21 protein-coding genes are annotated in these 21,857 nt (G+C 73.4%); 10 read left to right on the top strand and 11 right to left on the bottom strand.

Going from position 1 to position 21,857, the window contains the following annotated elements; genetic code table 11:
* Positions 1-191: 191 nt before the first annotated feature.
* The 3 genes from ACFTWP_RS10410 (at position 192) to ACFTWP_RS10420 (ending at position 4,796) form a co-directional block, all read left to right on the top strand.
* On the top strand, positions 192-1,049 hold the full coding sequence (locus tag ACFTWP_RS10410) for an alpha/beta fold hydrolase (RefSeq protein ID WP_380263968.1): 858 nt from the start codon (positions 192-194) through the stop codon (positions 1,047-1,049).
* Positions 1,050-1,403: 354 nt separating this feature from the next.
* Complete coding sequence (locus ACFTWP_RS10415) at positions 1,404-3,488, top strand: glycosyl hydrolase family 28-related protein (RefSeq protein WP_380263969.1); 2,085 nt, start codon at positions 1,404-1,406, stop codon at positions 3,486-3,488.
* A gap of 198 nt (positions 3,489-3,686) precedes the next feature.
* The gene (locus ACFTWP_RS10420; protein ID WP_380263970.1) at positions 3,687-4,796 is read left to right on the top strand and encodes a hypothetical protein; all 1,110 of its coding nucleotides are present in this window, start codon (positions 3,687-3,689) and stop codon (positions 4,794-4,796) included.
* Between the two features lie 51 nt (positions 4,797-4,847).
* Here ACFTWP_RS10420 and ACFTWP_RS10425 read toward each other — a convergent pair whose 3' ends face one another.
* From ACFTWP_RS10425 to ACFTWP_RS10440, 4 genes are all read right to left on the bottom strand, one after another.
* Positions 4,848-5,660: an SDR family NAD(P)-dependent oxidoreductase gene (locus ACFTWP_RS10425; protein WP_380263972.1), complete on the bottom strand. Its 813-nt coding sequence runs from the start codon at positions 5,658-5,660 to the stop codon at positions 4,848-4,850.
* Positions 5,661-5,793: 133 nt separating this feature from the next.
* Complete coding sequence (locus ACFTWP_RS10430; RefSeq protein WP_380263974.1) at positions 5,794-6,351, bottom strand: DinB family protein; 558 nt, start codon at positions 6,349-6,351, stop codon at positions 5,794-5,796.
* Positions 6,348-6,530, bottom strand: a complete 183-nt coding sequence (locus ACFTWP_RS10435; protein WP_380263975.1) for a hypothetical protein — start codon at positions 6,528-6,530, stop codon at positions 6,348-6,350. The genes ACFTWP_RS10430 and ACFTWP_RS10435 overlap by 4 nt, the downstream gene beginning before the upstream one ends.
* A 70-nt stretch (positions 6,531-6,600) precedes the next feature.
* Complete coding sequence (locus ACFTWP_RS10440; RefSeq protein WP_380263977.1) at positions 6,601-6,888, bottom strand: hypothetical protein; 288 nt, start codon at positions 6,886-6,888, stop codon at positions 6,601-6,603.
* Positions 6,889-7,184: 296 nt separating this feature from the next.
* Between ACFTWP_RS10440 and ACFTWP_RS10445 the strand changes: the two genes are divergently transcribed.
* Together ACFTWP_RS10445 and ACFTWP_RS10450 are read left to right on the top strand one after the other, a co-directional pair.
* Positions 7,185-7,778 carry an AAA family ATPase gene (locus tag ACFTWP_RS10445; protein WP_380263978.1) on the top strand — a complete coding sequence of 198 codons (594 nt, stop codon included), beginning with the start codon at positions 7,185-7,187 and terminating at the stop codon, positions 7,776-7,778.
* On the top strand, positions 7,772-8,695 hold the full coding sequence (locus tag ACFTWP_RS10450) for an alpha/beta fold hydrolase (protein WP_380263981.1): 924 nt from the start codon (positions 7,772-7,774) through the stop codon (positions 8,693-8,695). The genes ACFTWP_RS10445 and ACFTWP_RS10450 overlap by 7 nt, the downstream gene beginning before the upstream one ends.
* Before the next feature lie 67 nt (positions 8,696-8,762).
* On the opposite strand, the gene ACFTWP_RS10455 is transcribed toward ACFTWP_RS10450, so the two are convergent.
* The 5 genes from ACFTWP_RS10455 to ACFTWP_RS10475 form a co-directional block, all read right to left on the bottom strand.
* Complete coding sequence (locus tag ACFTWP_RS10455; protein ID WP_380263982.1) at positions 8,763-9,185, bottom strand: hypothetical protein; 423 nt, start codon at positions 9,183-9,185, stop codon at positions 8,763-8,765.
* A 508-nt stretch (positions 9,186-9,693) separates the two neighbouring features.
* Positions 9,694-10,590, bottom strand: coding sequence for an RNA polymerase sigma-70 factor (locus tag ACFTWP_RS10460; protein ID WP_380263983.1), 897 nt, complete (start codon positions 10,588-10,590; stop codon positions 9,694-9,696).
* A gap of 113 nt (positions 10,591-10,703) precedes the next feature.
* A complete protein-coding gene (locus ACFTWP_RS10465) occupies positions 10,704-11,909 on the bottom strand; it encodes an NAD(P)/FAD-dependent oxidoreductase (RefSeq protein WP_380263985.1) in 1,206 nt (401 codons plus the stop codon).
* 285 nt (positions 11,910-12,194) lie between these two features.
* The gene (locus ACFTWP_RS10470; protein ID WP_380263986.1) at positions 12,195-13,613 is read right to left on the bottom strand and encodes a hypothetical protein; all 1,419 of its coding nucleotides are present in this window, start codon (positions 13,611-13,613) and stop codon (positions 12,195-12,197) included.
* 199 nt (positions 13,614-13,812) lie between these two features.
* Complete coding sequence (locus tag ACFTWP_RS10475) at positions 13,813-14,760, bottom strand: helix-turn-helix transcriptional regulator (protein WP_380263987.1); 948 nt, start codon at positions 14,758-14,760, stop codon at positions 13,813-13,815.
* 63 nt (positions 14,761-14,823) lie between these two features.
* Here ACFTWP_RS10475 and ACFTWP_RS10480 point away from each other — a divergent pair, with 63 nt between their 5' ends.
* Entirely contained in the window at positions 14,824-15,780 is a 957-nt protein-coding gene (locus ACFTWP_RS10480; protein ID WP_380263988.1) for an alpha/beta fold hydrolase, read from the top strand.
* Between the two features lie 2 nt (positions 15,781-15,782).
* On the opposite strand, the gene ACFTWP_RS10485 is transcribed toward ACFTWP_RS10480, so the two are convergent.
* The gene (locus tag ACFTWP_RS10485) at positions 15,783-16,901 is read right to left on the bottom strand and encodes a Scr1 family TA system antitoxin-like transcriptional regulator (RefSeq protein WP_380263989.1); all 1,119 of its coding nucleotides are present in this window, start codon (positions 16,899-16,901) and stop codon (positions 15,783-15,785) included.
* Between the two features lie 138 nt (positions 16,902-17,039).
* Between ACFTWP_RS10485 and ACFTWP_RS10490 the strand changes: the two genes are divergently transcribed.
* From ACFTWP_RS10490 to ACFTWP_RS10505, 4 genes are all read left to right on the top strand, one after another.
* A complete protein-coding gene (locus tag ACFTWP_RS10490; protein WP_380263990.1) occupies positions 17,040-17,492 on the top strand; it encodes an ATP-binding protein in 453 nt (150 codons plus the stop codon).
* Entirely contained in the window at positions 17,489-17,746 is a 258-nt protein-coding gene (locus ACFTWP_RS10495) for a hypothetical protein (RefSeq protein WP_380263991.1), read from the top strand. The genes ACFTWP_RS10490 and ACFTWP_RS10495 overlap by 4 nt, the downstream gene beginning before the upstream one ends.
* A gap of 190 nt (positions 17,747-17,936) precedes the next feature.
* Complete coding sequence (locus ACFTWP_RS10500; protein ID WP_380263992.1) at positions 17,937-19,337, top strand: histidine-type phosphatase; 1,401 nt, start codon at positions 17,937-17,939, stop codon at positions 19,335-19,337.
* 149 nt (positions 19,338-19,486) lie between these two features.
* Positions 19,487-20,434, top strand: coding sequence for a 2-dehydropantoate 2-reductase (locus tag ACFTWP_RS10505; protein WP_380263993.1), 948 nt, complete (start codon positions 19,487-19,489; stop codon positions 20,432-20,434).
* Between the two features lie 215 nt (positions 20,435-20,649).
* On the opposite strand, the gene ACFTWP_RS10510 is transcribed toward ACFTWP_RS10505, so the two are convergent.
* Positions 20,650-21,789, bottom strand: a complete 1,140-nt coding sequence (locus ACFTWP_RS10510) for a glycosyltransferase (protein WP_380263994.1) — start codon at positions 21,787-21,789, stop codon at positions 20,650-20,652.
* Between the last annotated feature and the right edge of the window lie 68 nt (positions 21,790-21,857).

Raw genomic sequence — 21,857 nt, forward strand, 5'->3', positions numbered from 1 at the left:
GGCGACGACACCTTCACTCGCGTGCCCGCCGCGTGTGGGGGCATTCTCCGCGCTGGGGGACTCATCCGTGATATCGGGGCAGCCGAGGCGGCTCGGTCGCGGGCGGCCGGGTCCCAGGCGCCGGTCGGCGGCGAGCCTGCGGCCCGCTCTCGGGCGGCCGGGCACCATGGGACGGGAGAGGAGGCGCGGCGATGCCCGAGCGCGTGGTCGTGACGGACGGCGTCGAGCTGTGCGTCGAGTCGTTCGGCGACCCGGCGGATCCGCCCGTGCTGCTCGTCATGGGCGCCGGGGCCTCGATGCTCTGGTGGGAGGAGGGCTTCTGCGAGCTGCTCGCCGGGGGCGGGCGCTTCGTGATCCGGTACGACCACCGCGACACCGGCCGTTCGGTCACCTACGAGCCGGGCCGCCCCGGGTACACCGGCGCGGACCTGGTCGGTGACGCGGCCCGGGTGCTCGACGCCCACGGGATCCCGGCCGCGCACGTGGTGGGTGTCTCGGCCGGAGGGGCGTTCGCGCAGTTGCTCGCGCTGGACGCCGCCGATCGTGTCCTCTCCCTCGTCCTGATCAGTACGTCCCGCGCGGTGCCGGGCGGCGGGGAGCTTCCTCCGCCGACCGGGGAGTTCACGCGGTTCGTGTCGACCGCGCACGTCGACTGGTCGGATGCCGACTCGGTGGTCGACCACCTGGTCGCCTACGCGCGCGTGCTGGCGGGGGGTCGGCGCCCGTTCGAGGAGGCGGCCGTCCGCGGTCTCGTCCGTCGCGACGTCGAGCGTGCGCGCGACTTCGCCGCGGCCCGCAACCACGACCTGCTGGAGGGCGGCGGGCTCTCCGGGGCGTCGCCGTCCTCGATCGCCGTGCCCACGCTGGTGATCCACGGGACCGCCGATCCGATGTTCCCGCTCCGCCACGGTGAGGCGCTCGCCGAACAGGTGCCCGGAGCAAGGTTGTTGGTTCTGGAGGGTGCCGGCCACGGGGTCGAGCGCGCGGACTGGGCGACGGTGGTCGCCGCAGTCCTCGACCACACCGCCCCCGGTGGTGGGGCCGGGTGAGGTAGCGCGGCCCGTCGCGTCCGGCGACCGTCACCGGGCCCGGACCGTCACCGGGCCCCGCCTGGTGGCGGTGGCGCGCCAGGGTGGTGCCCGGATCAGGCCGTTGGCATGGCCGCGGCGGACGATGTCGCAGGCCGGGGCCCGACCGGCCACGTCGGCGGGGGTTCGCAGCGCGCAGAGCGGTGCAAAAAACGGCGATGGTGTCGAGTTTTTGTGACACCCGAACGCAAGTCATTGGCAGAAGTCTTGTGGAGTGGAGCATGCGGGCCCTACTGTCGCCTCACCTTCATGGCGTTCGCGGTGCCTCGAAGCGTCTCCAGGTACCCCACCCTCCCGAGAGAAACGAGCAGAGCGATGTCACGGAACGTCACAGGAACCCGGACCGGGCGGCGGACGGCGGCGGGCGCCGGCAGGGCGGCCGGCGGCGCGGTAGCGGCCGTGACCGCGGCGACCGTCGGTCTCGGCGTCCTGATGACCGGCCCGGCCTTCGCCGCCGGGGCGGGCACGGCGGCGGGCGGCGCCCAGGCGCCGGTGGTCACCCGGGCGGGCCTGGACCCGTCGCTCATCGCCGGCCGCGGCGCGCGCGTCGGGTTCGCCGAGCAGGAGGCGGAGAACGCGGCCACCAACGGCGCGGTCATCGGCCCGGACCGTACCGCCTACACGCTGCCCGCCGAGGCCTCCGGCCGCAAGGCGGTCAAGCTGGCGCCCGGTCAGTACGTCGAGTTCACGCTGCCGGCGGCGGCCAACGCGCTCACCGTGCGGTACAGCATCCCGGACGCGCCGGGCGGCGGCGGCATCACCGCGCCGCTGGACGTCACGGTGAACGGGAAGAACCGCACCACGGCCACCCTCACCTCGCAGTACTCCTGGCTCTACAACCAGTACCCGTTCAGCAACGACCCGAACGCCGGCCTGCTGCACCCCGACTGGTGGATCACCGAGTGCGGCTGCGTGCCGGCCGCCACCACCCCGGCGCCCGAGATCGCCAAGCCGTTCCGCGCCAACCACTTCTACGACGAGCAGCGGCTGCTGCTCGGCCGCAGCTACCGGGCGGGCGACAAGGTCCGGCTGACCGTTCCGGCCGGGAGCACCGCCGCCTGGACGGTGATCGACCTGGTCGACTCCGAGGTGGTCGGCCTGCCGCACGTCGAGCTCGCCGCGGCCAACGTGCTCGCCTTCGGCGCCGACCCGACCGGCCGGCGGGACTCCGCCGACGCGATCGACCGGGCCATCGCGTTCGCGCAGCGCACCCACCTCAAGGTCTACATCCCGCCGGGCACCTACCAGGTGAACCGTCACATCGTCGTCGACGACGTGACGATCGTGGGTGCGGGCAGCTGGTACACCGTCATCAAGGGCCACCAGGTGGACCTGGCCACCCCCGCGCCGGACGGGTCGGTGCACACCGGGGTCGGCTTCTACGGCAAGGACGCCGCGGCCGGCGGCAGCCGCAACGTCCACCTCTCCGGCTTCGCGATCGAGGGCGACGTCCGCGAGCGGATCGACACCGACCAGGTGAACGGCATCGGCGGCTCGCTGAGCGACTCCAGCATCGACGGCCTGTACATCCACCACACCAAGGTGGGCCTCTGGTTCGACGGGCCGATGAAGAACCTGCGGATCACCCGCAACGTGATCGCCGACCAGATCGCGGACGGCCTCAACTTCCACACCGGGGTGACCGACTCGCTGGTGCAGGACAACTTCGTCCGCAACTCCGGCGACGACGGCCTGGCCCTGTGGTCCGAGAAGATCGCGGACGCGCGCAACACCCTCGACCACAACACCGTCCAGACCCCGGTGCTCGCCAACGGCATCGCGATCTACGGCGGCACCGACAACACCGTCTCCAACAACCTGGTCGCCGACCCCGTCCGCGAGGGCAGCGCCATCCACGTGGGCTCCCGCTTCGGCGCGGAGGCCTTCACCGGGAAGCTGGCGATCACCGACAACACCACCGTCCGGGCCGGGACGTACGAGCTGAACTGGAACATCGGCCTGGGCGCGATCTGGTTCTCCGCACTGGACAAGAGCATCGACGCGGACATCCGGGTGACCGGGGACAACTTCCTCGACAGCACCTACAACGCGATCATGCTGGTTGCCGACTGGCCGGTGAAGGACCTGTACTCCATCACCAACGTCCACTTCAAGGACATCAAGGTCGACGGCACCGGCACCTCGGTGGTCAGCGCCCGCGCGGCCGGCTCCGCCACGTTCGAGAACGTGGACGCCCGCAACGTCGGCGCGGTCGGCGTGAACAACTGCGGGACGTTCCACTTCACGCCCGCCGGTTCGGAGTTCGCGCTGAACGACCTCGGCGGCAACGACGGCGGCGGCACCACCGGCCCGTGGCTGGCCGGCTGGGAGCTGCCGAACACCATCACCTGTGACGACCGCCCGCCGGTGGTCGCCCCGCCGGCGCCGTCCGCCTGGTGACCCGCGACCGGTGACACGCGACTGGTGAACTGCCACCGGTGACCCGCTACCGGTGACCTGTCCGGCGCCCCTCGGCGGGGCGCCGCGGCAGGCCCGGCCGCACGTGCCGTACCGCACCGCCACGGGGCGGTGCGGTACGGCACGGTCGCGCGCGGGGCCCGCCGATCCGCTGTCGGGGGCGGCCTCTAGGCTGCGCGGATGGTGTTCGATCGAATCAGTTTCCACCGCCCCGGACGCAAGCCGCTCCAGCCCGCCCTGGGGGCGGAGTTCGCCCGGCTGGAGGCGGCCGTCGCCGCCGAGGACGCCGCCGGGTTCGAGGCCGCCTTCCGGTCCCTCCAGCAGGCCGTGGGCCGGGCCGCGCCCGCCGACCTGAGCACGGCCGGCCCCAGGCTGGCGGGCATGCTGGCCGCCGTACCGCCGTGGCCGCGCGCCTACCTGGCCGTGACGACGGGCGCCTGCGTGGAGAACGGCGCCGACCCGGCGGCCTGCGCGGAGCCGATCCTGACCGGCGTACGGGAGGCCCTCGAAGGCGCCGTGCGGTTCGCGGACCTCTGGCAGCAGGCCGGCGGCGGCGAGGAGTTGCCGGAGCCGCAGGACGACGCCGATCCGGGCGAGGCGGCGGAGCTGCTGCTCGCCGGGGCGGACCCGGACGCACCGGAGGCCCGCGAGGTCCACCGGGCCGTCGCCGCCTGGTGGACCCTGCACCTGTGGGAGATGGCCTCGGTCGCGGTGCTCTCGCACGCCGCCGTCCGGCGGGCCTTCGCGGACTCCGGGGCGCTGTCCGAACTGCTGCGCCTGGCGGACCGCTACGCCGAGGTGCACCACGAGCTCAAGTGCCTGACGTACGCGGCGGCGACGCTCGACGAGGAGCCGCTGCTGGTGCTGGACCGGCCGTCCGGCACCGGGTACCTGATGCGGATGAGCGGGGTGGTGGACAACTTCCAGCTGCACACCCTGCTGGCGCACGTCCTGATCGCCGGGCGGCACCTCGGTGGCGAGGCTCCCGACCGGGCCGCGGTGGACGCCTGCCGCTCCGCGGACGTGCCGCCGGAGCAGCGGCCGGTCACCGTCGGCTCCTTCAATCTGGTGGCCGGGGACGGTTCGTGGATCTGGAACGAGGGGACGCCCGGCGACATCCCGGTCCTGGACGGTGTCCGCACGCTCGTCCTCGACCCGCCGTCGTACCGGCGCAGCTGGCCCGCCGGCCGGTTCATCCCCGGCATCAGCGGGGACCTCACGATGGTCCGGGTGCTGACGGGGCAGGAGAGCGCGGCGGCGCTGGCGAAGGTCTCCCCGGCCGCCCGCTGACCGCGCCGCCCACTGACCGCGCCGACGGTGGTCCGGCCACCGTCCCGCGGCTCAGCCCCCGTGGCGGGGGTCGATCCGGAAGCCGAAGGCGGCCGTGCCGGGGTCGAGGGCCGTGACCCCGCCGTCGACGGTGAGGACGGCGCCGTTGACGAGGCTCGACGCGGGGGAGAGCAGCCAGCCGACGGCTTCGGCCACCTCGCTCGGCTCACCGGGGCGGCGGGCGGGGGTGAGGGCGGTCGCCTCCCGGTAGGCGTCCTCGACGCCGCCCGGCAGGCCCTCCTCCTCGGCGAACCGGGCCATCCGGCGGTCGGCCATCTCGGTCCGCACCCAACTGGGGCAGACGACGTTGGCGCGCAGCCCCCGGTGGCCGTAGTCGACGGCCAGGGAGCGGCAGAGCTGGAGCAGGGCGGCCTTGGAGGTCGCGTACGCGGCGTTGCCGACGCCGTTGCGCAGCGCGGACACCGAGGCGACCGCGACCACGGCACCCCGGGACTCCAACAGGTGCGGGAGGGCGGCCTGTTGGAGCAGGAAGGGGCCGGTGACGTTGATCCGCATGACGGCCTCCCAGTCCGCCAGCGAGAGGTCGCCGACGGCGCCGCCGCGGCCGATGCCGGCGTTGAGGACGAGCCCGTCGAGCCGCCCGAACCTGGCCACGGTCGCCGCCACGAGGTCGGCCACGTCGGCGGGGTCGGCGGTGTCGGAGGGGTGCGCCACCGCGCCGGTCTCCTCGGCGACCAGGCGCAGCGGCTCGGGCCGCCGTCCGGAGACGACCACCTGGTGGCCCTCGGCGCGCAGCAGCCGGGCGGTGGCCGCGCCGATGCCCGTACCGCCGCCGGTGACGACGACTACTCGCTGGTCGGCCATGTTCGACTCTCCGGTGCAGGCGGGGCGGGGAAGTCGATCATAGGCGGATGACGGTGCGTCAGGGCCACTGCACTCCAGGGGCGTCAGGGGTGGCATGCCCCACGACGGCGCTCGGCGGGCCGCGGCCGGCCGCTCAGAGGCCCACCGCGCCGTCGATCCGCTCGCGCAGCAGGTCGGCGTGTCCGTTGTGCCGGGCGTACTCCTCGATCATGTGGACGATGACCCAGCGCAGGGACACCTGACCGCGCCAGGAGTCCTCGCCCACCAGGTCGAGGTCCGGCGCGGCGGCCACGAAGGCGTCGGAGAAGGCGACTTCGGAATGCCAGGTCCGCCAGGCCTCCGCGACGACCGCGGGATCGGGCACCGCGCCGTCGAAGTCGTGGTCGGGCTCGGCCGGCGAGGAGAAGCGGGGCGGCGCCTGCTGCGCGGCCATCGTCCGCCGGAACCAGCGTCGCTCCATGTCCGCGAGGTGCCGGACGAGCCCGAGCAGCGAGAGGGTGGACGGCGCGGCCGAGCGCCGGGCCAACTCCGCCTCCACACCGGTGCACTTGAGCTCCAGGGTGGCCCGCTGGGCTTGCAGGAAGGCGAGCAGCAGGGCGCGTTCGTCGCCGGTGGTGGGCGTGCTGAACCGGACGTCCGACTCGTCGCCGGTGAACAGTTCGGCCCGCCTGTGCGGTGGTCGGTCGGTCATGGCGACATTGTCCACCCGCTCCCGCCGCGCGTGCCCGCTCCCGCCGCGCGGCCGACGACCAGGATCGGCGCGCTGCCGGCGGCCTCCAGCAGGTAGTCCGGGCGGCCCTTGAGCATGCCCCAGCCGACGACGTTGCGCAGGTTCTCCCAGGACTTCTCACCGCCGTAGAGCGAGCGCACCGGCCCCGGGGTGAGGTCGGCGGCCGACCGGCGGCGACCCGCGCCGGCTCTGGGCGGAGATCCGCGCCGGCTACCGGCGGCTGCCGGCGGGCCGGGACAGTGCCAGGCGGATCAGTGCCACGATCGCGCCCGGGCCGAGCAGGGCGGCGGTGAGCAGGGGGACCTGCCACCAGGTGTCCGCGTTGCCGTCCCAACGGCTGCGCTGGGAGGCGTCCTGGGCGTAGAAGAAGATGATCACGACCGCGAAGAGCGAGAGGCCCACCAGGGTGCCGAGGAAGGCCCGGCGCACCGGCCCGGATCCCAGCGGCAGCAGCGCGAGGGCCAGCCAGACCACGGGCACCAGCAGGGACACACTCATCTGATCCTCTGATTCCCTTGGAAAGCAACGGCGTTGGAGCTCCGGCCCGGCAGCTCACCCGGAGTCACGGTACCCAGTACGGCCCCGAGCCATGCCCTCTCCGGCCGAGGCCCACGTAGACTGGCGGGGCATCGGCGTCCGGACACGCCGTCAAATGGAGTGGGTACTCCTCCTCGCCCCCGCGCTTCGCCGCGGGCGGACCGCGTCCTCGCCGCTTCCTCCCGGCGATCGCCGATCACACCATCCGACGAAGTCGAGTCGGGTGGCTTCCACACCGAGCCAGGACAGGGGCAACGATGAAGCGCTACATCCTGACGGGCACCCCCGGAGCGGGGAAGACGGCGATCCTGCGCCACCTGGAGTGCGACGGCTACACCGTCGTCGAGGAGGCGGCGACGGATGTCATCGCCTTGCGGCAGGCCCAGGGCGACCCCGAACCGTGGACGGAGCCGTCCTTCGTGGACGCGATCACCGAGCTGCAGCGCCGACGGCAGGAGCAGGCCGCAGCCCTGCCCGGTGACGTGCAGATCTACGACCGCTCGCCCGTCTGCACCTACGCCCTGGCCACCTTTCTCGGCCGTCCGGTCACTCCGGCCCTGGCCCGTGAGCTGGAACGGATCCGGGCCGGACGGGTCTACGAGAGGACGGTCCTCCTCGTCCGGAACCTGGGCTTCGTGAAGGCGACCGACGCGCGGCTGATCACCTTCGAGGACGCACTGCGCTTCGAGCAGGTCCACGAGGCGGCCTACGCCTCGCTCGGCTACACGTGCGTGCCGATCGGCCCGGGGGCGTTGCCGGACCGGATCTCGGCGGTTCGGAAGCTTATTGAGGATCCCTCATCACCACTGGTCACAGCGGAGCCGCGCGGCCCTAGGCTCGGCGCATGGTGAAGACGACGGAGACCGACCTCCGACTGGCCGACGGCCGCACGCTGCACGTGTACGAGGCGGTGGAGGAAGGGGACGAGGGGGCGGAGGCGGGCCTGGTGGTCTTCTGGCACCACGGGACGCCCAACGTCGGGGCGCCGCCGCGGCCGCTGTTCGCGGCGGCCGCCCGGTACGGCGTCCGCTGGGTGTCCTACGACCGCCCCGGGTACGGGGGTTCGACTCCGCGGCCGGGTCGGGACGTCGCCTCGGCGGCGGGTGACGTGGAGGCGGTCGCCGACGCCCTGGGGGTGGAGCGGTTCGCGGTGATGGGGCACTCGGGCGGCGGCCCGCACGCGCTGGCGTGTGCCGCGGTGCTGCCGGAGCGGGTGTGCGGGGTGGTCTCCGGGGCGGGGCTGGCGCCGTTCGACGCGCCGGGGCTGGACTGGTTCGCCGGCATGGCGCCCGTCGGTGCGTCCGAACTGCGGGCCGCCACCAGGGGCCGTGCGGCGCTGGAGGAGCAGCTCGGGGTGACCGAGTACGACCCGGGGATGTTCACCCCGGCCGACCACGCCGCGCTGGCGGGCGGGTGGGCCTGGCTGGCGGAGGTGGCGGCCAGGGGGCTGGAGGCGGGTGTCGACGGCATGCTGGACGACGACCTGGCGTACGTCAGCCCGTGGGGGTTCGACCCCGGGCTGATCACCGCGCCGGTGCTGCTGCTGCACGGCGGGGAGGACCGGATCGTGCCCGAGGCGCACGGCCGCTGGCTGGCCCGGCACTGCCGGACGGCCGAGCTCTGGTCCCGTCCGGGGGCCGGTCACATCTCCGTGCTGGACGCCGCGGGGGACGCGTTGGGCCGGCTGGCCGCCCTCGCGACGGGCGGCACGCCGCCCGTGGAGCTGTCGGCCGCGGAGCCGCCGGCGGACGGCGCCGCCGCGGGGTGAGCCGGCGCGGGGTGAGCCGGCGCGGCGAAGCTCCCCGGTCCTGGACCGGGGAGCGGGGGGTTCGGGCTCAGGACAGCGTCCGGAAGGCGGGCGGCCCGTCGGGCCTGGGCCTGATGATGTCGACCCGGCGTTGCTGCGGCGGGCGGCCGGTCTTCTCGCGGCGGGGGAGTTCGAGGACCTGGGTGCCGGCCGCGGTGAGGAACTCGGTCACCGAGTCGGCGGTGCGCTGGTCGAGGGAGAAGACCCAGCGGCCCGGGACGAGCACGGTGTCGATGCGCTCCACGGCCGCGAGGGCGAGCAGCCGCCGCAGCTCGGGCTGGATGGCCCGGGAGGAGACACCGTTGTCCAGGAAGAGCCGCGGTGCGCCGAGGCCGAGCCGGCGGGCGTGCTCCTCCAGCGCGTGGGCGTGGGCCGCCATCTGCCAGTCGTCGTAGGGGTAGCAGCGCAGGTACGCCGCCGTCGCAACCCGGTGGGTGCGGCTGGTCGTCATCGTCGCTCCTCGTCGAGCGGGCCGGCCGTGGTGGGCCGGTGATGACCTCCTCGGAGTCCGGCGACCGGCCGGCCACCGAGGGTGACCGCTGGTCGGGGGGAGTACGGGGACGAGGAGGCGAGTGGGTGGGGGCGCGGGCTCGTGCGGTCCCGCGGTGGGTCTGACCGGGTGGTCAGGGGTGGGCCGGGACGCGCCGGCGCAGGGTGACCGCGATCGGCGGTGTGACCTGGGGCGCTGCGAAGGGCGTCCGGTCCTGGGACGTCCCGCCGACGGGCTCGGTTACGGAGGGCAGCGGGGTGAGCGGTGTCGGCCATGTCCCGTAATCCTCCGGTTCGCGTCTCATGGTGGACCAGAGTGTCCGTATATGTCTAGACCAACAATCCTGCAACTGCGGCCACTGAGTGTGACCGGGGGCGTGACCGGGGGCGGGAGCGGGGACGGAGCGGCGCCCGCCCGCCCGTCGCCCGCGGACCACGCGCCCCGCCCCGCCCCCGCCCGTCCGGGCCCGTCAGCGCAGGGTGAGGGTCGTCTCCGACTCGACGTGGGACAGCTTCTCGGGGTTGCGGACGTAGTAGAGGCCGGTGATGAGGTCGCCCTCCACCCGGAGCGCCATCACGCCGTCGATCTCCCCGTCCAGGTGGATCAGGAGCGCCGGGTTGCCGTTGACCACGGTGGGGCGGACGGCGATCGGGAGTTCGTTCTTGCCGAGGCCGCCGATCAGCAGGCGGGCCACCTTCGAGGCGCCGATGACCGGCCGCGGCGCGGCGTGCTTGATGCCGCCGCCGTCGCCCATCAGGACGACCTCCGGGGCGAGCACGTCCAGCAGGCCCTGGAGGTCCCCGTTGTCGAGCGCGCGCCGGAACGAGTCGAGAGCGGCCCGGGTCTGGCTCGCGGAGACGGTCTCGCGGGGGCGGCGGGCGTCGACGTGCCGGCGGGCGCGGTGCGCGATCTGGCGGACGGCCGCGGGGGTCTTGTCGACGGCGGCCGCGATCTCCTCGTAGTCGACGGCGAAGACCTCGCGCAGGACGAAGACGGCGCGCTCGGTCGGCGACAGCGTTTCGAGCACGAGCATGACGGCCATCGACACGCTGTCGGCGAGTTCGACGTCCTCGGCCACGTCCGGTGCGGTGAGCAGCGGCTCCGGCAGCCAGGATCCGACGTAGGCCTCCTTGCGGCGGCTCAGCGTGCGCAGCCGGTTGAGCGACTGGCGGGTGGTGATCCGGACGAGGTAGGCGCGCCGGTCGTCGACCTTCTCCAGGTCGACCTCGACCCATCGCAGCCAGGTCTCCTGGAGGACGTCCTCGGCGTCGGCCGCCGATCCGAGCATCTCGTAGGCGACGGTGAACAGCAGGTTGCGGTGGGCGACGAAGGTCTCCGTCGCCGGGTCGGTCGCTCGGTCGTTCACGTCTCGTCCTTCTCCCTGGCGGCCGGCCCCGGGGTCGGGGCGCGGCCGCACGATACGCGGTCCGGATCCGGTCGTGATCCACGGATCCGGCCGCCTCGGTCCGCCGGTGGCTCTCAGGCCGTGCGTTCGGCGACGGCCGGTGCCCCGGCGCGCCCGGCCCGCAGCAGCTCCCGGCGCTTGGCGCCCCCCGACACGCGGTGCAGGCCGTACGCCCCGGGCTTGCGCGCCTCGCCCGCCAGGTGCTTGACGATGCTCCTGCACACGAGCTCCTTGAGCTTCGCGCCGGGGCGGCCGTCGACGTGGAACCAGAGCGCGACGTCGGACCTGTGGGCGAACTGGAAGATGCCGTCGCGTCGGCCCAGGCTGATGCACTGGCCGGCGAACACCTGGTTGAGGGTCGAGGGCTGCTCACCCGCGATCCGGCTCAGTACGGTGTCGGCGGCCCGCGCGCCCAGCGGCATCGCGGCCTGGCAGCTCATCCGCAGCGGCAGGCCGGACGGCGCCGCCGAGTCCCCGGCCGCGACGATGCGCCGGTCGTCCACGCTGGTCAGCGTCTCGTCAGTGAGCAGGCGGCCCAGGGCGTCGGTGCTCAGTCCGCTGCGCGCGGCCAGGTCCGGCACGCCGAAGCCGGCGGTCCAGACGGTCACCCGGCTGGGCAGCTCGCGGCCGTCGGCGAGCCGTACGGTGTCGCCGGTCACCGCCGTGACCTTGGTGCCGGGGCCGTCGAGCACGGTCACGCCGAGCGCGGCGAGCCGCCGGGCCACCGCGCGTCGTCCGCGCCGGTGCAGGTAGGGGCCGAGCACCCCGCCGCAGGCCAGGGTCACGGTGCGGCCCGCCTCGGCCAGCTCGGCGGCGGTCTCGATGCCGGTGGGGCCGGCTCCGACCACCGTCACCGGGGCGGTCGCCGGAGTGGCGTCGAAGACCGGCCGCAGCCGCTGCGCGTCCTCCAGGGTGGCGATGGGGTAGGCGTGCTCGGCCGCCCCCGGGACGCCCGGGTCGGCGCTGCCGCTGCCCACCGCGTAGACCAGGTAGTCGTAGTCGAGCGTGCCGCCCGAGGCCCGGGTCACGGCGCGGCCGGCCGCGTCGATCGTGGTCACGGTGTCGACCACCAGTCGGACGCCCTCGGCCAGGACCTCCCGGTAGTCGACGACCGCGCTGTCGGTCCCGCCCACCAGCTGGTGCAGGCGGATGCGGTGGACGAAGTCCGGGCGGGGGTTGATCAGCGTCACGGTCACGTCGTCGCGCTGCGTCAGTCGGTTGGCCGCCATGACGCCGGCGTATCCGCCGCCGATGACGACCACTTCGGTGTTCGCGCCCATGATGTCTCCTTCGTTTCCAGCGGTTCGAGCACAAGACACCGCAGGAAGGATCGCTGTGACACCATGTGACGCAGATCACGTCGCGGGGGCCCCGGGTGGGTGCCGGACCCGCCCGCGGGCCGGGGGGGCGGGTGGGGGCGGGGGGGGGGGCGCGCGCCGGGGGGGCCCCCCCCCCCCCCCCCCCGGGGGGGGGGCGCCCCCCCCCGGGGGGGGGGGGGGGGGGGGGGGGGGGGGGGGGGCCCGCGGGCGGGGGCCCCCCCCCCCGACCGCACGTGGCCGGCCCCGTCAGAACAGCGGGAGCCGGCGGAGGAAGACGTCGGGGTGGCCGTCGGTGTCCTGGGGGACGAGCGTGCCGTCGTCCGAGCTGAACAGGGCGGACGTCCCGAGCGCGTCGATCGCCGCGAGGTAGGAGGAGCCGGTGGACTGGCTGCCGTCCGCGGCGAGGCTGACCCGCTCCACCGCGCCCGTCCACAGGTCGCGCCGGAAGACGTCCTCGGCCTGGTTGGTGTCCCCGGCGACCAGGTTGTCGGCGTAGGAGGAGAAGTACACCCGCCGGCCGTCGGCCGAGATCGCACCGTCGTAGGAGGGCCCATTCGACGGGGTGCCGTCGGCCGCCGCACTGACCAGCCTGACCCGGCCGGTGGTCAGGTCGCGGACGAAGACGTCGATCTGCGCGTTGGTGTCGCCGGGCACCACGTCGGGGGAGTTGGTGGTGAAGACGGCGTACCGGCCGTCCGCGCTGAGCGCCCCCGAGTTGGCCCAGGTCAGCTCGCCGTTCCCGCCGACACTGCCGCCCACGGTGCGGCCGGCCCGCAGGTCGCGGACGTAGAAGGGGTAGACCCGGGGCTTGGTGATCTGCGGGTCGCCCGCTCCGGCGCGGGCCGCGAACCGCTGCCCGGCCGGTGCGGCCGACGCTGCCGAGACGCTCTCGGCGGGGGTCGGCTCCCCGGGGAGCAGGTTGCCCGCGCGGGAGATGAACCCGACCTTGCCGCCGTCCGCCGAGATGACCGGCTGGGTGGAGGCGCGGTCGGCCTCGCTCCCGTCGGCGCCGACGGTGGCCCTGGTGGTGGTGCCGGTCCACCGGTCGGTGACGAAGATGTCCGCCACCCCGTTGGTGTCCCCGGGCACCAGGTCGCTGCGGCCGGAGGCGAAGGCCACGTAGCGGCCGTTCGCACTGATCGCGGGCGAGTCGGAGCCGCCGGGCTGCTGCTGGGCCGGGTCGCCGGTGGTGAGCCGCTCGGTGCGCCCGGTCAGGCGGTCCCGGACGAAGACGTCCGAGGTGCCGTTCGCGTCGCCGGCCACGAGGTTGTCGGCGTACGAGGTGAAGGCGACGTACCGGCCGTCCGCACTGGCGGAACCGCCGACGGAGGCCAGGTTGCCCTGGACGCCGCCCGTGCCCGTGCTGACCCGCTCGGTGCGCCCGGTGCGGACGTCCCGGACGAACACGTCGTAGTAGCCGTTGGTGTCCCCCGGCACCAGGTTGTCGGCCTCCGAGCTGAACACCGCGAAGCGCCCGTCCGCGCTCAGCGACTCGCCGAACGCCTGGGCGTTCGCCCGGATCCCGCCCGCGCCGACGCTGATCTGCTCGGTCCGCGGGCCCCCACCCGCCGCCTGCGCCGGTACCGCCGTCGCCGCCATGGCGACCGCCGCCACCGCGACCGCGCAGCGGGCGGCCAACTGCCTGGTCCGTCCTGATCCGTTCATCGTGCCCCTCCCCTGGTGGAGCTCCCCCCGACGGGCGCGGACCGGTGAATCGGTCGGCGCCCACCGATGACGAGCCGTCCCCTCGGCCGCCTGATCGGCCTCGGCTCCCGTCCAGCTTCGCCGTAACTCCGTTTCTCCGTAGGGGGTTTCGCGAGAGTGGCCGAAAGGGTGGGCGGGGTGGGAAGGGGAGTCGATCAGCTCAGCGGTAGCGTTCGACGAGCGCGTTGCCGATCGAGGCCAGGTGGGCTCGCACGTTCGGAGGGCCGGTTACCTCCAGCCATTCGACGAGCCCGGCGAGCTCGCCGGCGAGGGTGTACTCGTCGCGGCCGCGGATGACGACCTCGATGCGGCCGTCGACCGTGGCGCCTCCCACTTCGAGTCGATCGCCGAGTCCGATCCGGAGGATGCCTATGCCGTGGGGTGTGCAGAGCGCCTGGATCTCCAGGGGCGTTCGCCTGCGTTCGACCTCGTCGGCGATCTCGCGCCAGCTCCCGGCGAGGTCGAAGTCCTCGGGCCGGTTCACCGGATCGTCGGTCGGGTCGGCGGACGACACGCGGTCGATCCGGAAGGTCCGCCGGCCGGCCTCGGTACGGGTGACGAGGTACCACGACGGGCCCTTCGCGACGATGCCCAGCGGGTGGACGGTTCTCGTCGTCTCGGTGCCTCTGCCGTCGATGTAGCCGAGCCGCACCTGGACGCCGCGGATCACCGCGTCCTGGAGTTCGTCGAGGAAGCGGGGCGGTCGGTGCTCCACCTCGTTCGCCCCCCACTGTCGCGGGTCCCTCACCAGTGACGACGCCGCCGCCTCGGCCTGCACGCGGAACGGCTCCGGCAGGGCGTGGACGAGCTTGCGCAGAGCCGCTTTCACGGCTGGTGTCGCGGCCGAGGCCGGGCCGGCGACCAGGAACAGGGCGCGGGCCTCACCCGCGGTCAACCCCGACAGGTCGGTGCGGGCGCCGCCCACCAGGCGCCAGCCGCCGCCTCGGCCTTGCGTGGAGTACACGGGCACCCCGGCCATGGCCAGGGCGTCGAGGTCGCGGCGGGCGGTGCGCTCGGAGACCTCCAGCTCCCGCGCGACCTCCGCCGCCGTCACCTGCTCGCGCCGTTGCAGCAACAGGAGGACGGCCACCAGCCGGTCGGTTCGCACGCCGAAGAAACTCTCACAGAAACCGGTCATGAGGTGACCGGTTTCGGGCGGCAGGATGGCGACATGACCTCAACCGATTTCCCCGAGCCCACGCTCATTCCGGTCAACGGCGTGGAGCTCGAAGTCTTCGAAGCGGGCCGGGAGAACGCGGGAAAGCCCATCGTGCTCTGCCATGGCTGGCCGGAGCACGCCTTCTCCTGGCGTCACCAGATGCCCGCCCTCGCCGCGGCCGGCTACCACGTCATCGCCCCGAACCAGCGGGGTTACGGCCGCTCGTCCCGCCCGGCCGAAGTGACGGACTACGACATCGCACACCTGTCGGGCGACCTCGTCGCGCTCCTCGACCACTACGGCTACGAAGACGCCACCTTCGTCGGCCATGACTGGGGCGCGTTCGTCGTCTGGGGCCTGACCCTGCTGCACCCCGACCGCGTGAACAAGGTGATCAACCTGAGCCTGCCCTACCAGGAGCGCGGAGAGAAGCCCTGGATCGAGTTCATGGAAGCCGTGCTCGGCGGCGACTTCTACTTCGTCCACTTCAATCGGCAGCCGGGCGTCGCGGACGCCGTCTTCGACGACAACGCCTTCCGGTTCCTCCGCAACCTGTACCGGAAGAACGAGCCCCCCGCGGAGCCCCAGCCGGGCATGGCGCTGATCAATCTCGCCAGGGCGGAAACACCACGCGGAGAGCCCGTCCTGAGCGACGGCGAACTGGCCGTCCTCGTCTCCGCCTTCGAAACGTCCGGGTTCACCGGCACCATCAACTGGTACCGGAACCTCGACCGCAACTGGCACCTGCTGGCGGACGCGGACCCGATCATCCACCAGCCCACCCTCATGATCCACGGCGACCGGGACCTGGTCGCGAGGTCCGAGAACCTGGCCGCGTTCGTACCGAACGTGGAAGTGGTCAGCCTGGACTGCGGCCACTGGATCCAGCAGGAAAAGCCCGAGGAGACGAACCGGGTGATCACGAAATGGCTGGAACAACAGGACCGGCCGAGCAGGCGGACCGGCTGAGATCAGTGGTCGGCGGGGGAGAACCCGCCGTTGCGGACGCCGGCCACGAAGGACTGCCAGGCGACGGCGGGGAAGACCAGGGCGGGGCCCGAAGGGTCCTTGGAGTCACGGACGGGGACGACGCCGGGGACGTTGTCGGCCACCTCGATGCACTGGCCGCTCTCGGCGTCGCTGTAACTTGCCTTGCGCCAGGAGGCCTTGGAGTAGTCGGGAGTGGTGGAGTTCATGTTGAGCAGTCCTTCCATCACACTACGGATCAGGTGTGCGCTGTCCTGGGCCGAGAGCGCCTTGGCCCGGAGCAGATCATACCTTTGCTGCCAGTGTTGGACCTGTTTCGGATCTTCGACAAAGCGGCCGTGCGCCAGGCTTTCGGAGTAGGCGCGCTTCTTTCCGTCGGGTGAGGTGAGGAGGATCAGAGAAGTACCGAACTGGACATGCTCGCCCAGTACGAAGGGGGCGACCTGGATCGTCACGTTCGGCTGTCGTCCCACCCGCAGCAGATGTCGTAGTTGATTGCACATCACCTGAGGACTGCCCACGGTCTGGCGAAGCGCGGTCTCCGCAAGGATCACCGTGAGCACCGGCCCATCGGGGTCGTTGAGCCGATGCTGACGGACGAGTCGTGCAGTCACCCGCTCCTCGATCAACTGCGGATCGTCTGCGGCCTGTCCGATTGAGATCAGAGCCCGCGCGTACGCCTCCGTCTGCAGGAGTCCTGAGATCCAAGGTGTCTGGTACTCCTGGATGCTCACCGCTTTCGCCTCGATGCCCACGAATCGCTGGAACCAGTCGGGATGGTCGACCTGCGCGTACCAGTCGACCTCCTCCCAGATCTCCAGCAACTCCCCGCCGGTCTCCAGGATCCGGTCGCACGCCGTCACCAGGTCGTACTGCGGCACCCGGCCGCCGCTCTCGATCCGGGTGAGGTGCGGGCGGCTGCACGGGATGCGGCTCGCCAGGTCGTGCTGCGACATCCCCCGCGCCTCGCGGGTCCGTCGCAGCAGGGTCCCGAACAGGGCGGCGGCACTCGATCGCAGGTGGGGTCCGCTGGGCGGTACGCGGGTCAAGGTGGGTCCCCCGGGTGTCAGAGAGGCCGGTGACACCGGCTGATCACTCGTCACGGTAGCCGCAGTGGTCGATGCTTGGTGGCAGAACGAGACAGTCTGCTCGCTCTGCGTGACCTCGCACGCCGGGTACTGCCGGTGCGCGCCGGATCACGCCCCCTCACGTCTTCCCGTTCCTGCGGAGGTGGCTGCGCCATGCCCGAGACCCTCGACAGACCACCACCACCCGCGGTGACGGGTGAGTTCACGGCCTGGCTGCCCCGCCACCGCCGTTCGGCCGGCGCCGCCAGACGGCTGCTCCGGGACTTCCTGGCCGGACTGGAGACGGGCAAGCGGTACCTGGACGTGGGCGAGCTGCTGGTCAGCGAGCTGGTGGCGAACGCGGTCGAGCACGCGCGGGTACCGTCCTGCCGGCTGGTCGGGGTGCGCTACGAGCTGGCCGCCGACCGTTTGCGGATCGAGGTGCACGACGGCGGCAACGGCCGGCCCGCGGCCGGCGAGGTGCCGGTCGAGCAGGAGTCCGGGCGGGGGCTCTGGCTCGTCCGGGAGCTCTCGACGGCCTGGGGCTGCCACCCGCGGGAGGGCGGGACGGGCACCTGCGTCTGGGCGCTGCTGGCTCCGGACGGCGCCCCCGGGGAGGCGGCGTGAACAGGAGGGGACCGGCGGCCCTGTGGGCGGCGGTGATGCGCACTCAGGACGCGGGCGGGCCGCGGACGCTCAAGGAGGTCATCGGCCCGGTGCGGGCCTACCTGCTGTGGGCGCTGGACGCGGACGCGCCGTTCGAGGGGGCGGCGGTCTTCGCCGGCGAGATCGCCCAGCGGGGGCGGGCCGCGGTCCGGTTCCGGGTGGAGCTGGTCGCGGTCGAACCGGGCGGGCGGGTACGCGCCGCCACCGACGTGTGACGGCCCGGCTGCCCCGGGCCGGTGCGCCGGCCCCCGTGCCGGCCCCTCGCCGGACCCGGGGGATCCGGTGCCGTCCGGGTGAGTTGCCCACCTGTGCACCCCGATGACACCCGCAGAGCATCGACCGGCCATCCGGACCGGGTGGGATCGGCCCGCTCCGTCCGATTCCGAACGACACTCTGGACCCCCCATGCGACGCACCCTCTCCCGTGCGGCGGCGCTCGCCGCCACCGCCCTGCTGTCCACAGTGATCGCGGCCCCCGCCCAGGCGCACTCCGGCCCGTCGGCGGGCGCGGCGTTCGGCACCCCGGCCGGGGCCACCACCAAGGCGCCCTACCGCCCGTTGCAGAGCGTCAGGAGCCTCCAGCAGGCGCCGGCCGGCTACACGGCGGTCTTCACCGAGAACGTCTCCCGGCACGGCGCCCGCGCCCTCAGCGACAGCGAGGACGGCGACCTGCTGCTGAAGCTCTGGCAGCAGGCCGCGGACGAGCACGCGCTGACCCGCCTGGGCCGCGGCTTCGGCCCCGACGTGCAGGAACTCCTCGACGCCAACGCGAAGGTCGGCTACGGCGCCCTGACCGGCCAGGGCCGGCAGGCGCTCCAGGACACGGCCGAGCGGATGGAACAGCGCCTGCCCGGCCTCTTCCACCGGATCTCCGCCGGCGCCGCCGACCCCGCGGGCCGGGACCGGATCGACGTGGTGAGCTCCGGCCAGCCCCGGGCGGTCGACTCGGGGACGGAGTTCACCAAGGGCCTGGTGGAGGGCGACCCGGCGCTTGCGGCGGCCGTCGACCCCGCCAGGACGGACACCGCCCTGCTCTACTTCCACAAGTCCGCCGCCAACAAGGACTACACCGACTACGTCAAGAAGGACCCGGCCCTCGCCGCCACCCTCACCGCGATCCGGGACCAGCCGCGCAGCCACCAGGAGGCCCGCCGCGTCCTGGAGCGGATCTTCACCGGCCCGTTCGTCGACCGCCTCGCGGCCGGCGGCTACCCCTTCGCGGGCACCGAGGTGGACGTCGCCCAGGCCGTCTTCAACCTGTACAGCGTCACCGCCGACCTGACGGAGGAGGGCGACTGGCACTTCGGCCGGTACATCGGCTCCGACCAGGCCGCCTGGTTCGGATACCTCGACAACGCCGAGGAGTTCTACGCGAAGGGGCCGGGCTTCGCGGGCCGGGACATCACTTACCGGATGGCCGGAGTGCTGCTCGACGACCTCTTCCGCAAGGTCGAGGAGAAGCGGGCGGGCACCGGCACCCTGGCCGCCGAACTGCGCTTCACCCACGCCGAGGAGATCATCCCGCTCGCCGCGCTGATGCAGCTGCCCGGCAGCACCGCGCAGGCCACCGAGGCGGCGCCCTACACCTACGCCGACAACGCCTGGCGCGGCGCCACGGTGGCCCCGATGGGCGCCAACATCCAGTGGGACCTGTACCGCAAGGGCAACAAGTACCTGGTCCGGATGCTCTACAACGAGAAGCAGACCGCGTTCAAGCCGGGCTGCGAGCCCGTGTCCAAGGGCAGCTACTTCTACGAACTCGACGAGCTGGAGCGCTGCTTCGGCCGGCCGGCCCAGGCGCACTGACCGGCGGCCGGTGGCCGGGCGACGCGCAGCCGCGCCGCCCGGCCCGGGGAATAGCCGGCCACCCGGTTCCGTTGGGCGGTGCACCGAACAGTTGATCATGCGTCGCCACCGCAGCAGCAGGCGGCGGCACGGAACGGGGGAGCAACAGAATGCGGATTCTCGTCGTCGGGGCAGGGGCCACCGGTGGGTTCTTCGGCGGGCGGCTGGCCCGGGCCGGCCGGGACGTCACCTTCCTGGTGCGGCCCCGCCGGGCCGAGGTGCTGCGGGAGCGGGGGCTGCGGATCGCCGGACCGGGCACGGAGGAGGAGGTGCTGCGGCCTGCGCTGGTGCTGCCCGGCGAGCTCGACGGGGTCTACCACCTGGTGCTGCTCTCGGTGAAGGCGCACGCCCTGCCCCACGCGCTGGCCGACGTGGCCCCCGCCGTCGGCCCCGACACGGCGGTACTGCCGTTCCTCAACGGCCTGGCCCACCTGGACACCGTCGCCGAGCGCTTCGGCGGCACGGCGGCACTCGGCGGGGTGGTCAAGGTGATCGCCACCCTCGACGCCGACGGCGACGTCCGGATCCTCGACACCTTCGACGGCGGCAAGGTCGGCGAGATGGCGATCGGCGAGCCCGCCGGCGGCTCCACCGCCCGGATCGAGCGGCTGGGCCGGGAGCTCTCCGGCGCGGGCTTCGGCCTCACCGTCTCCACCGACATCCGCACCGCGATGTGGCACAAGTGGGCCTTCATCAGCACCCTGGGCGCACTGACCACACTGATGCGCGGCACGGTCGGTGACGTCGTCGCCGCCGGCGGCGCCTGGCTCGGCCCCGCACTGCTCGCCGAGACGGCCGCCGTGGCGAAGGCGGCCGGCCACCCGCTCACCGAGGCGCAGCTGTCCGCAATCACCGCCGGCCTGACCCTGGTGGGCTCCACCGACACCGCGTCGCTCTACCGCGACACGGCCGCCGGCCTGCCCACCGAGGGGGAACACATCCTCGGCGACCTGACCGCCCGGGCCCGCACCCTCGGCGTCGGGACCCCGCTGCTGGACCTGGCCGCCCTCCAGCTCCGGGTCCACGCCCACCGGCTGACGGCCGCCGCCGGACACTGACCGCCGGCCGTCCCGCGCGGACCCCGGTACCCGCCGGGGCCGCCCGGGCCGGACGTACCGGGCCGGACGTTCCGGGCCGCTGCGAACCCGCCGCCAGTGGAGCCACCCGCTCCCACGGATGATCAGGCACAAGATCATCCGACACGGGCGGCACTCTGCCGTCCGCAACCCTCAACTGCCGAGCCCCTGAACCGAACTCACTCTGAAACGACCAGTCAGGGTGTCAGCCCGTCGGGCCCGACGGGGTAGCGGGCGAGGATCTTCTTCCTGGCGTCGGCGGACGGTCGGTGGAAGTACACCAGCTCACGCGTCGTCCCGGCGCACTGCGCCGGCCCGGCCAGCACCGCCCGCTCCGTGTCGTCCAGGACCAGCAGATCGCGTTCGGCGGCCAGCCCGGGCAGCCGGGCGAGGACGTCCAGGGCATTGTCGTCGTCCACCTCCAGCAACGCGTACGAGGTCGGTTCGGGCAGGCGGCCGGCCAGCGCCCGCGCGGCGTACTCCATCCGGACCGTGCAGTCCAGCCAGCCGAGGGCGCGTTCCGCCTCCGCCGGGTCGAACGCCCGGCAGATGACCTGCTGGATCGCCACATCGGCCGCCCCCGCGTGCCTGGCGACGAAGTGGTCGAGGTTGGTGCGCCACTGGCCGAGCATCTCCGCCGTGACCTCGCGCTGCGTCTGGTAGGACAGCGCCTCCGGCTGGAACGCGAACGCCAGCCCCCGGCGCCGCAGCCGGTAGCCGAGCTCGGAGTCCTCCAGGCCCCAGCCCAGGAAGCCCTCGTCGAAGCCCCCGACCGCGAGCAGGTGCTCGCGGCGCACCGACAGGTTGCAGGTGAACGCGTAGTGCCAGCAGGTCTCCAGGTTGTCGAAGTTCTCCGAGAACTCGGCCAGCAGGAACTCCCGGCCGTCCCATCCGACGATCTCCGGCAGCGCGTCGAGCGAGAACTCCCGTGCCAGGCGCTCGTCGTCGATCTCCCCCTCGGCCATGTCGCCCCGGGGGCCGGCCACGACCAGGTCGGTGCGGAGCCGGTGGTACCGGGCGTGCGCAGCGAGGAAGCCGGGTTCGACGACCTGGTCGGCGTCGACCAGGACGACCACGTCGCCGGAGGCCGCGCGGATCCCGGCGTTGCGCGCCGCCGCCCGGCCGGAGGCCGAGGTCCGCGGCAGGAACAGGTACTCCAGGGGGTAGGGCGGGGCCAGTGCGGCGAGGAGTTCCCCGGTGCCGTCGTCGGAGCCGTCGTCCACCACGACGACTTCGAACGAGTCGCCGGCGTCGAGCTCGCTGAGGGCGAGGCACGACAGCAGTCGCCGCACCTGCGGGCCCGCGTTGTAGGACGGGACGACCACGCTGATGTTCATCGTGACCCGACCAGGCGTGCGCTCACTTCGACTCCCCGTCCCGGTGTTCCACCGCGGCCGAATCCCGC

This window comes from Kitasatospora sp. NPDC057015 (assembly GCF_042673745.1).
Taxonomy (GTDB): domain Bacteria; phylum Actinomycetota; class Actinomycetes; order Streptomycetales; family Streptomycetaceae; genus Kitasatospora.

Coding starts and splice junctions, on each gene's coding strand:
- ACFTWP_RS10410 (WP_380263968.1), top strand. CDS start 192: ATGCCCGAGCGCGTGGTCGTGACGGACGGCGTCGAGCTGTGCGTCGAG.
- ACFTWP_RS10415 (WP_380263969.1), top strand. CDS start 1,404: ATGTCACGGAACGTCACAGGAACCCGGACCGGGCGGCGGACGGCGGCG.
- ACFTWP_RS10420 (WP_380263970.1), top strand. CDS start 3,687: ATGGTGTTCGATCGAATCAGTTTCCACCGCCCCGGACGCAAGCCGCTC.
- ACFTWP_RS10425 (WP_380263972.1), bottom strand. CDS start 5,660: ATGGCCGACCAGCGAGTAGTCGTCGTCACCGGCGGCGGTACGGGCATC.
- ACFTWP_RS10430 (WP_380263974.1), bottom strand. CDS start 6,351: ATGACCGACCGACCACCGCACAGGCGGGCCGAACTGTTCACCGGCGAC.
- ACFTWP_RS10440 (WP_380263977.1), bottom strand. CDS start 6,888: ATGAGTGTGTCCCTGCTGGTGCCCGTGGTCTGGCTGGCCCTCGCGCTG.
- ACFTWP_RS10445 (WP_380263978.1), top strand. CDS start 7,185: ATGAAGCGCTACATCCTGACGGGCACCCCCGGAGCGGGGAAGACGGCG.
- ACFTWP_RS10450 (WP_380263981.1), top strand. CDS start 7,772: ATGGTGAAGACGACGGAGACCGACCTCCGACTGGCCGACGGCCGCACG.
- ACFTWP_RS10455 (WP_380263982.1), bottom strand. CDS start 9,185: ATGACGACCAGCCGCACCCACCGGGTTGCGACGGCGGCGTACCTGCGC.
- ACFTWP_RS10465 (WP_380263985.1), bottom strand. CDS start 11,909: ATGGGCGCGAACACCGAAGTGGTCGTCATCGGCGGCGGATACGCCGGC.
- ACFTWP_RS10470 (WP_380263986.1), bottom strand. CDS start 13,613: ATGAACGGATCAGGACGGACCAGGCAGTTGGCCGCCCGCTGCGCGGTC.
- ACFTWP_RS10480 (WP_380263988.1), top strand. CDS start 14,824: ATGACCTCAACCGATTTCCCCGAGCCCACGCTCATTCCGGTCAACGGC.
- ACFTWP_RS10490 (WP_380263990.1), top strand. CDS start 17,040: ATGCCCGAGACCCTCGACAGACCACCACCACCCGCGGTGACGGGTGAG.
- ACFTWP_RS10500 (WP_380263992.1), top strand. CDS start 17,937: ATGCGACGCACCCTCTCCCGTGCGGCGGCGCTCGCCGCCACCGCCCTG.
- ACFTWP_RS10505 (WP_380263993.1), top strand. CDS start 19,487: ATGCGGATTCTCGTCGTCGGGGCAGGGGCCACCGGTGGGTTCTTCGGC.
- ACFTWP_RS10510 (WP_380263994.1), bottom strand. CDS start 21,789: ATGAACATCAGCGTGGTCGTCCCGTCCTACAACGCGGGCCCGCAGGTG.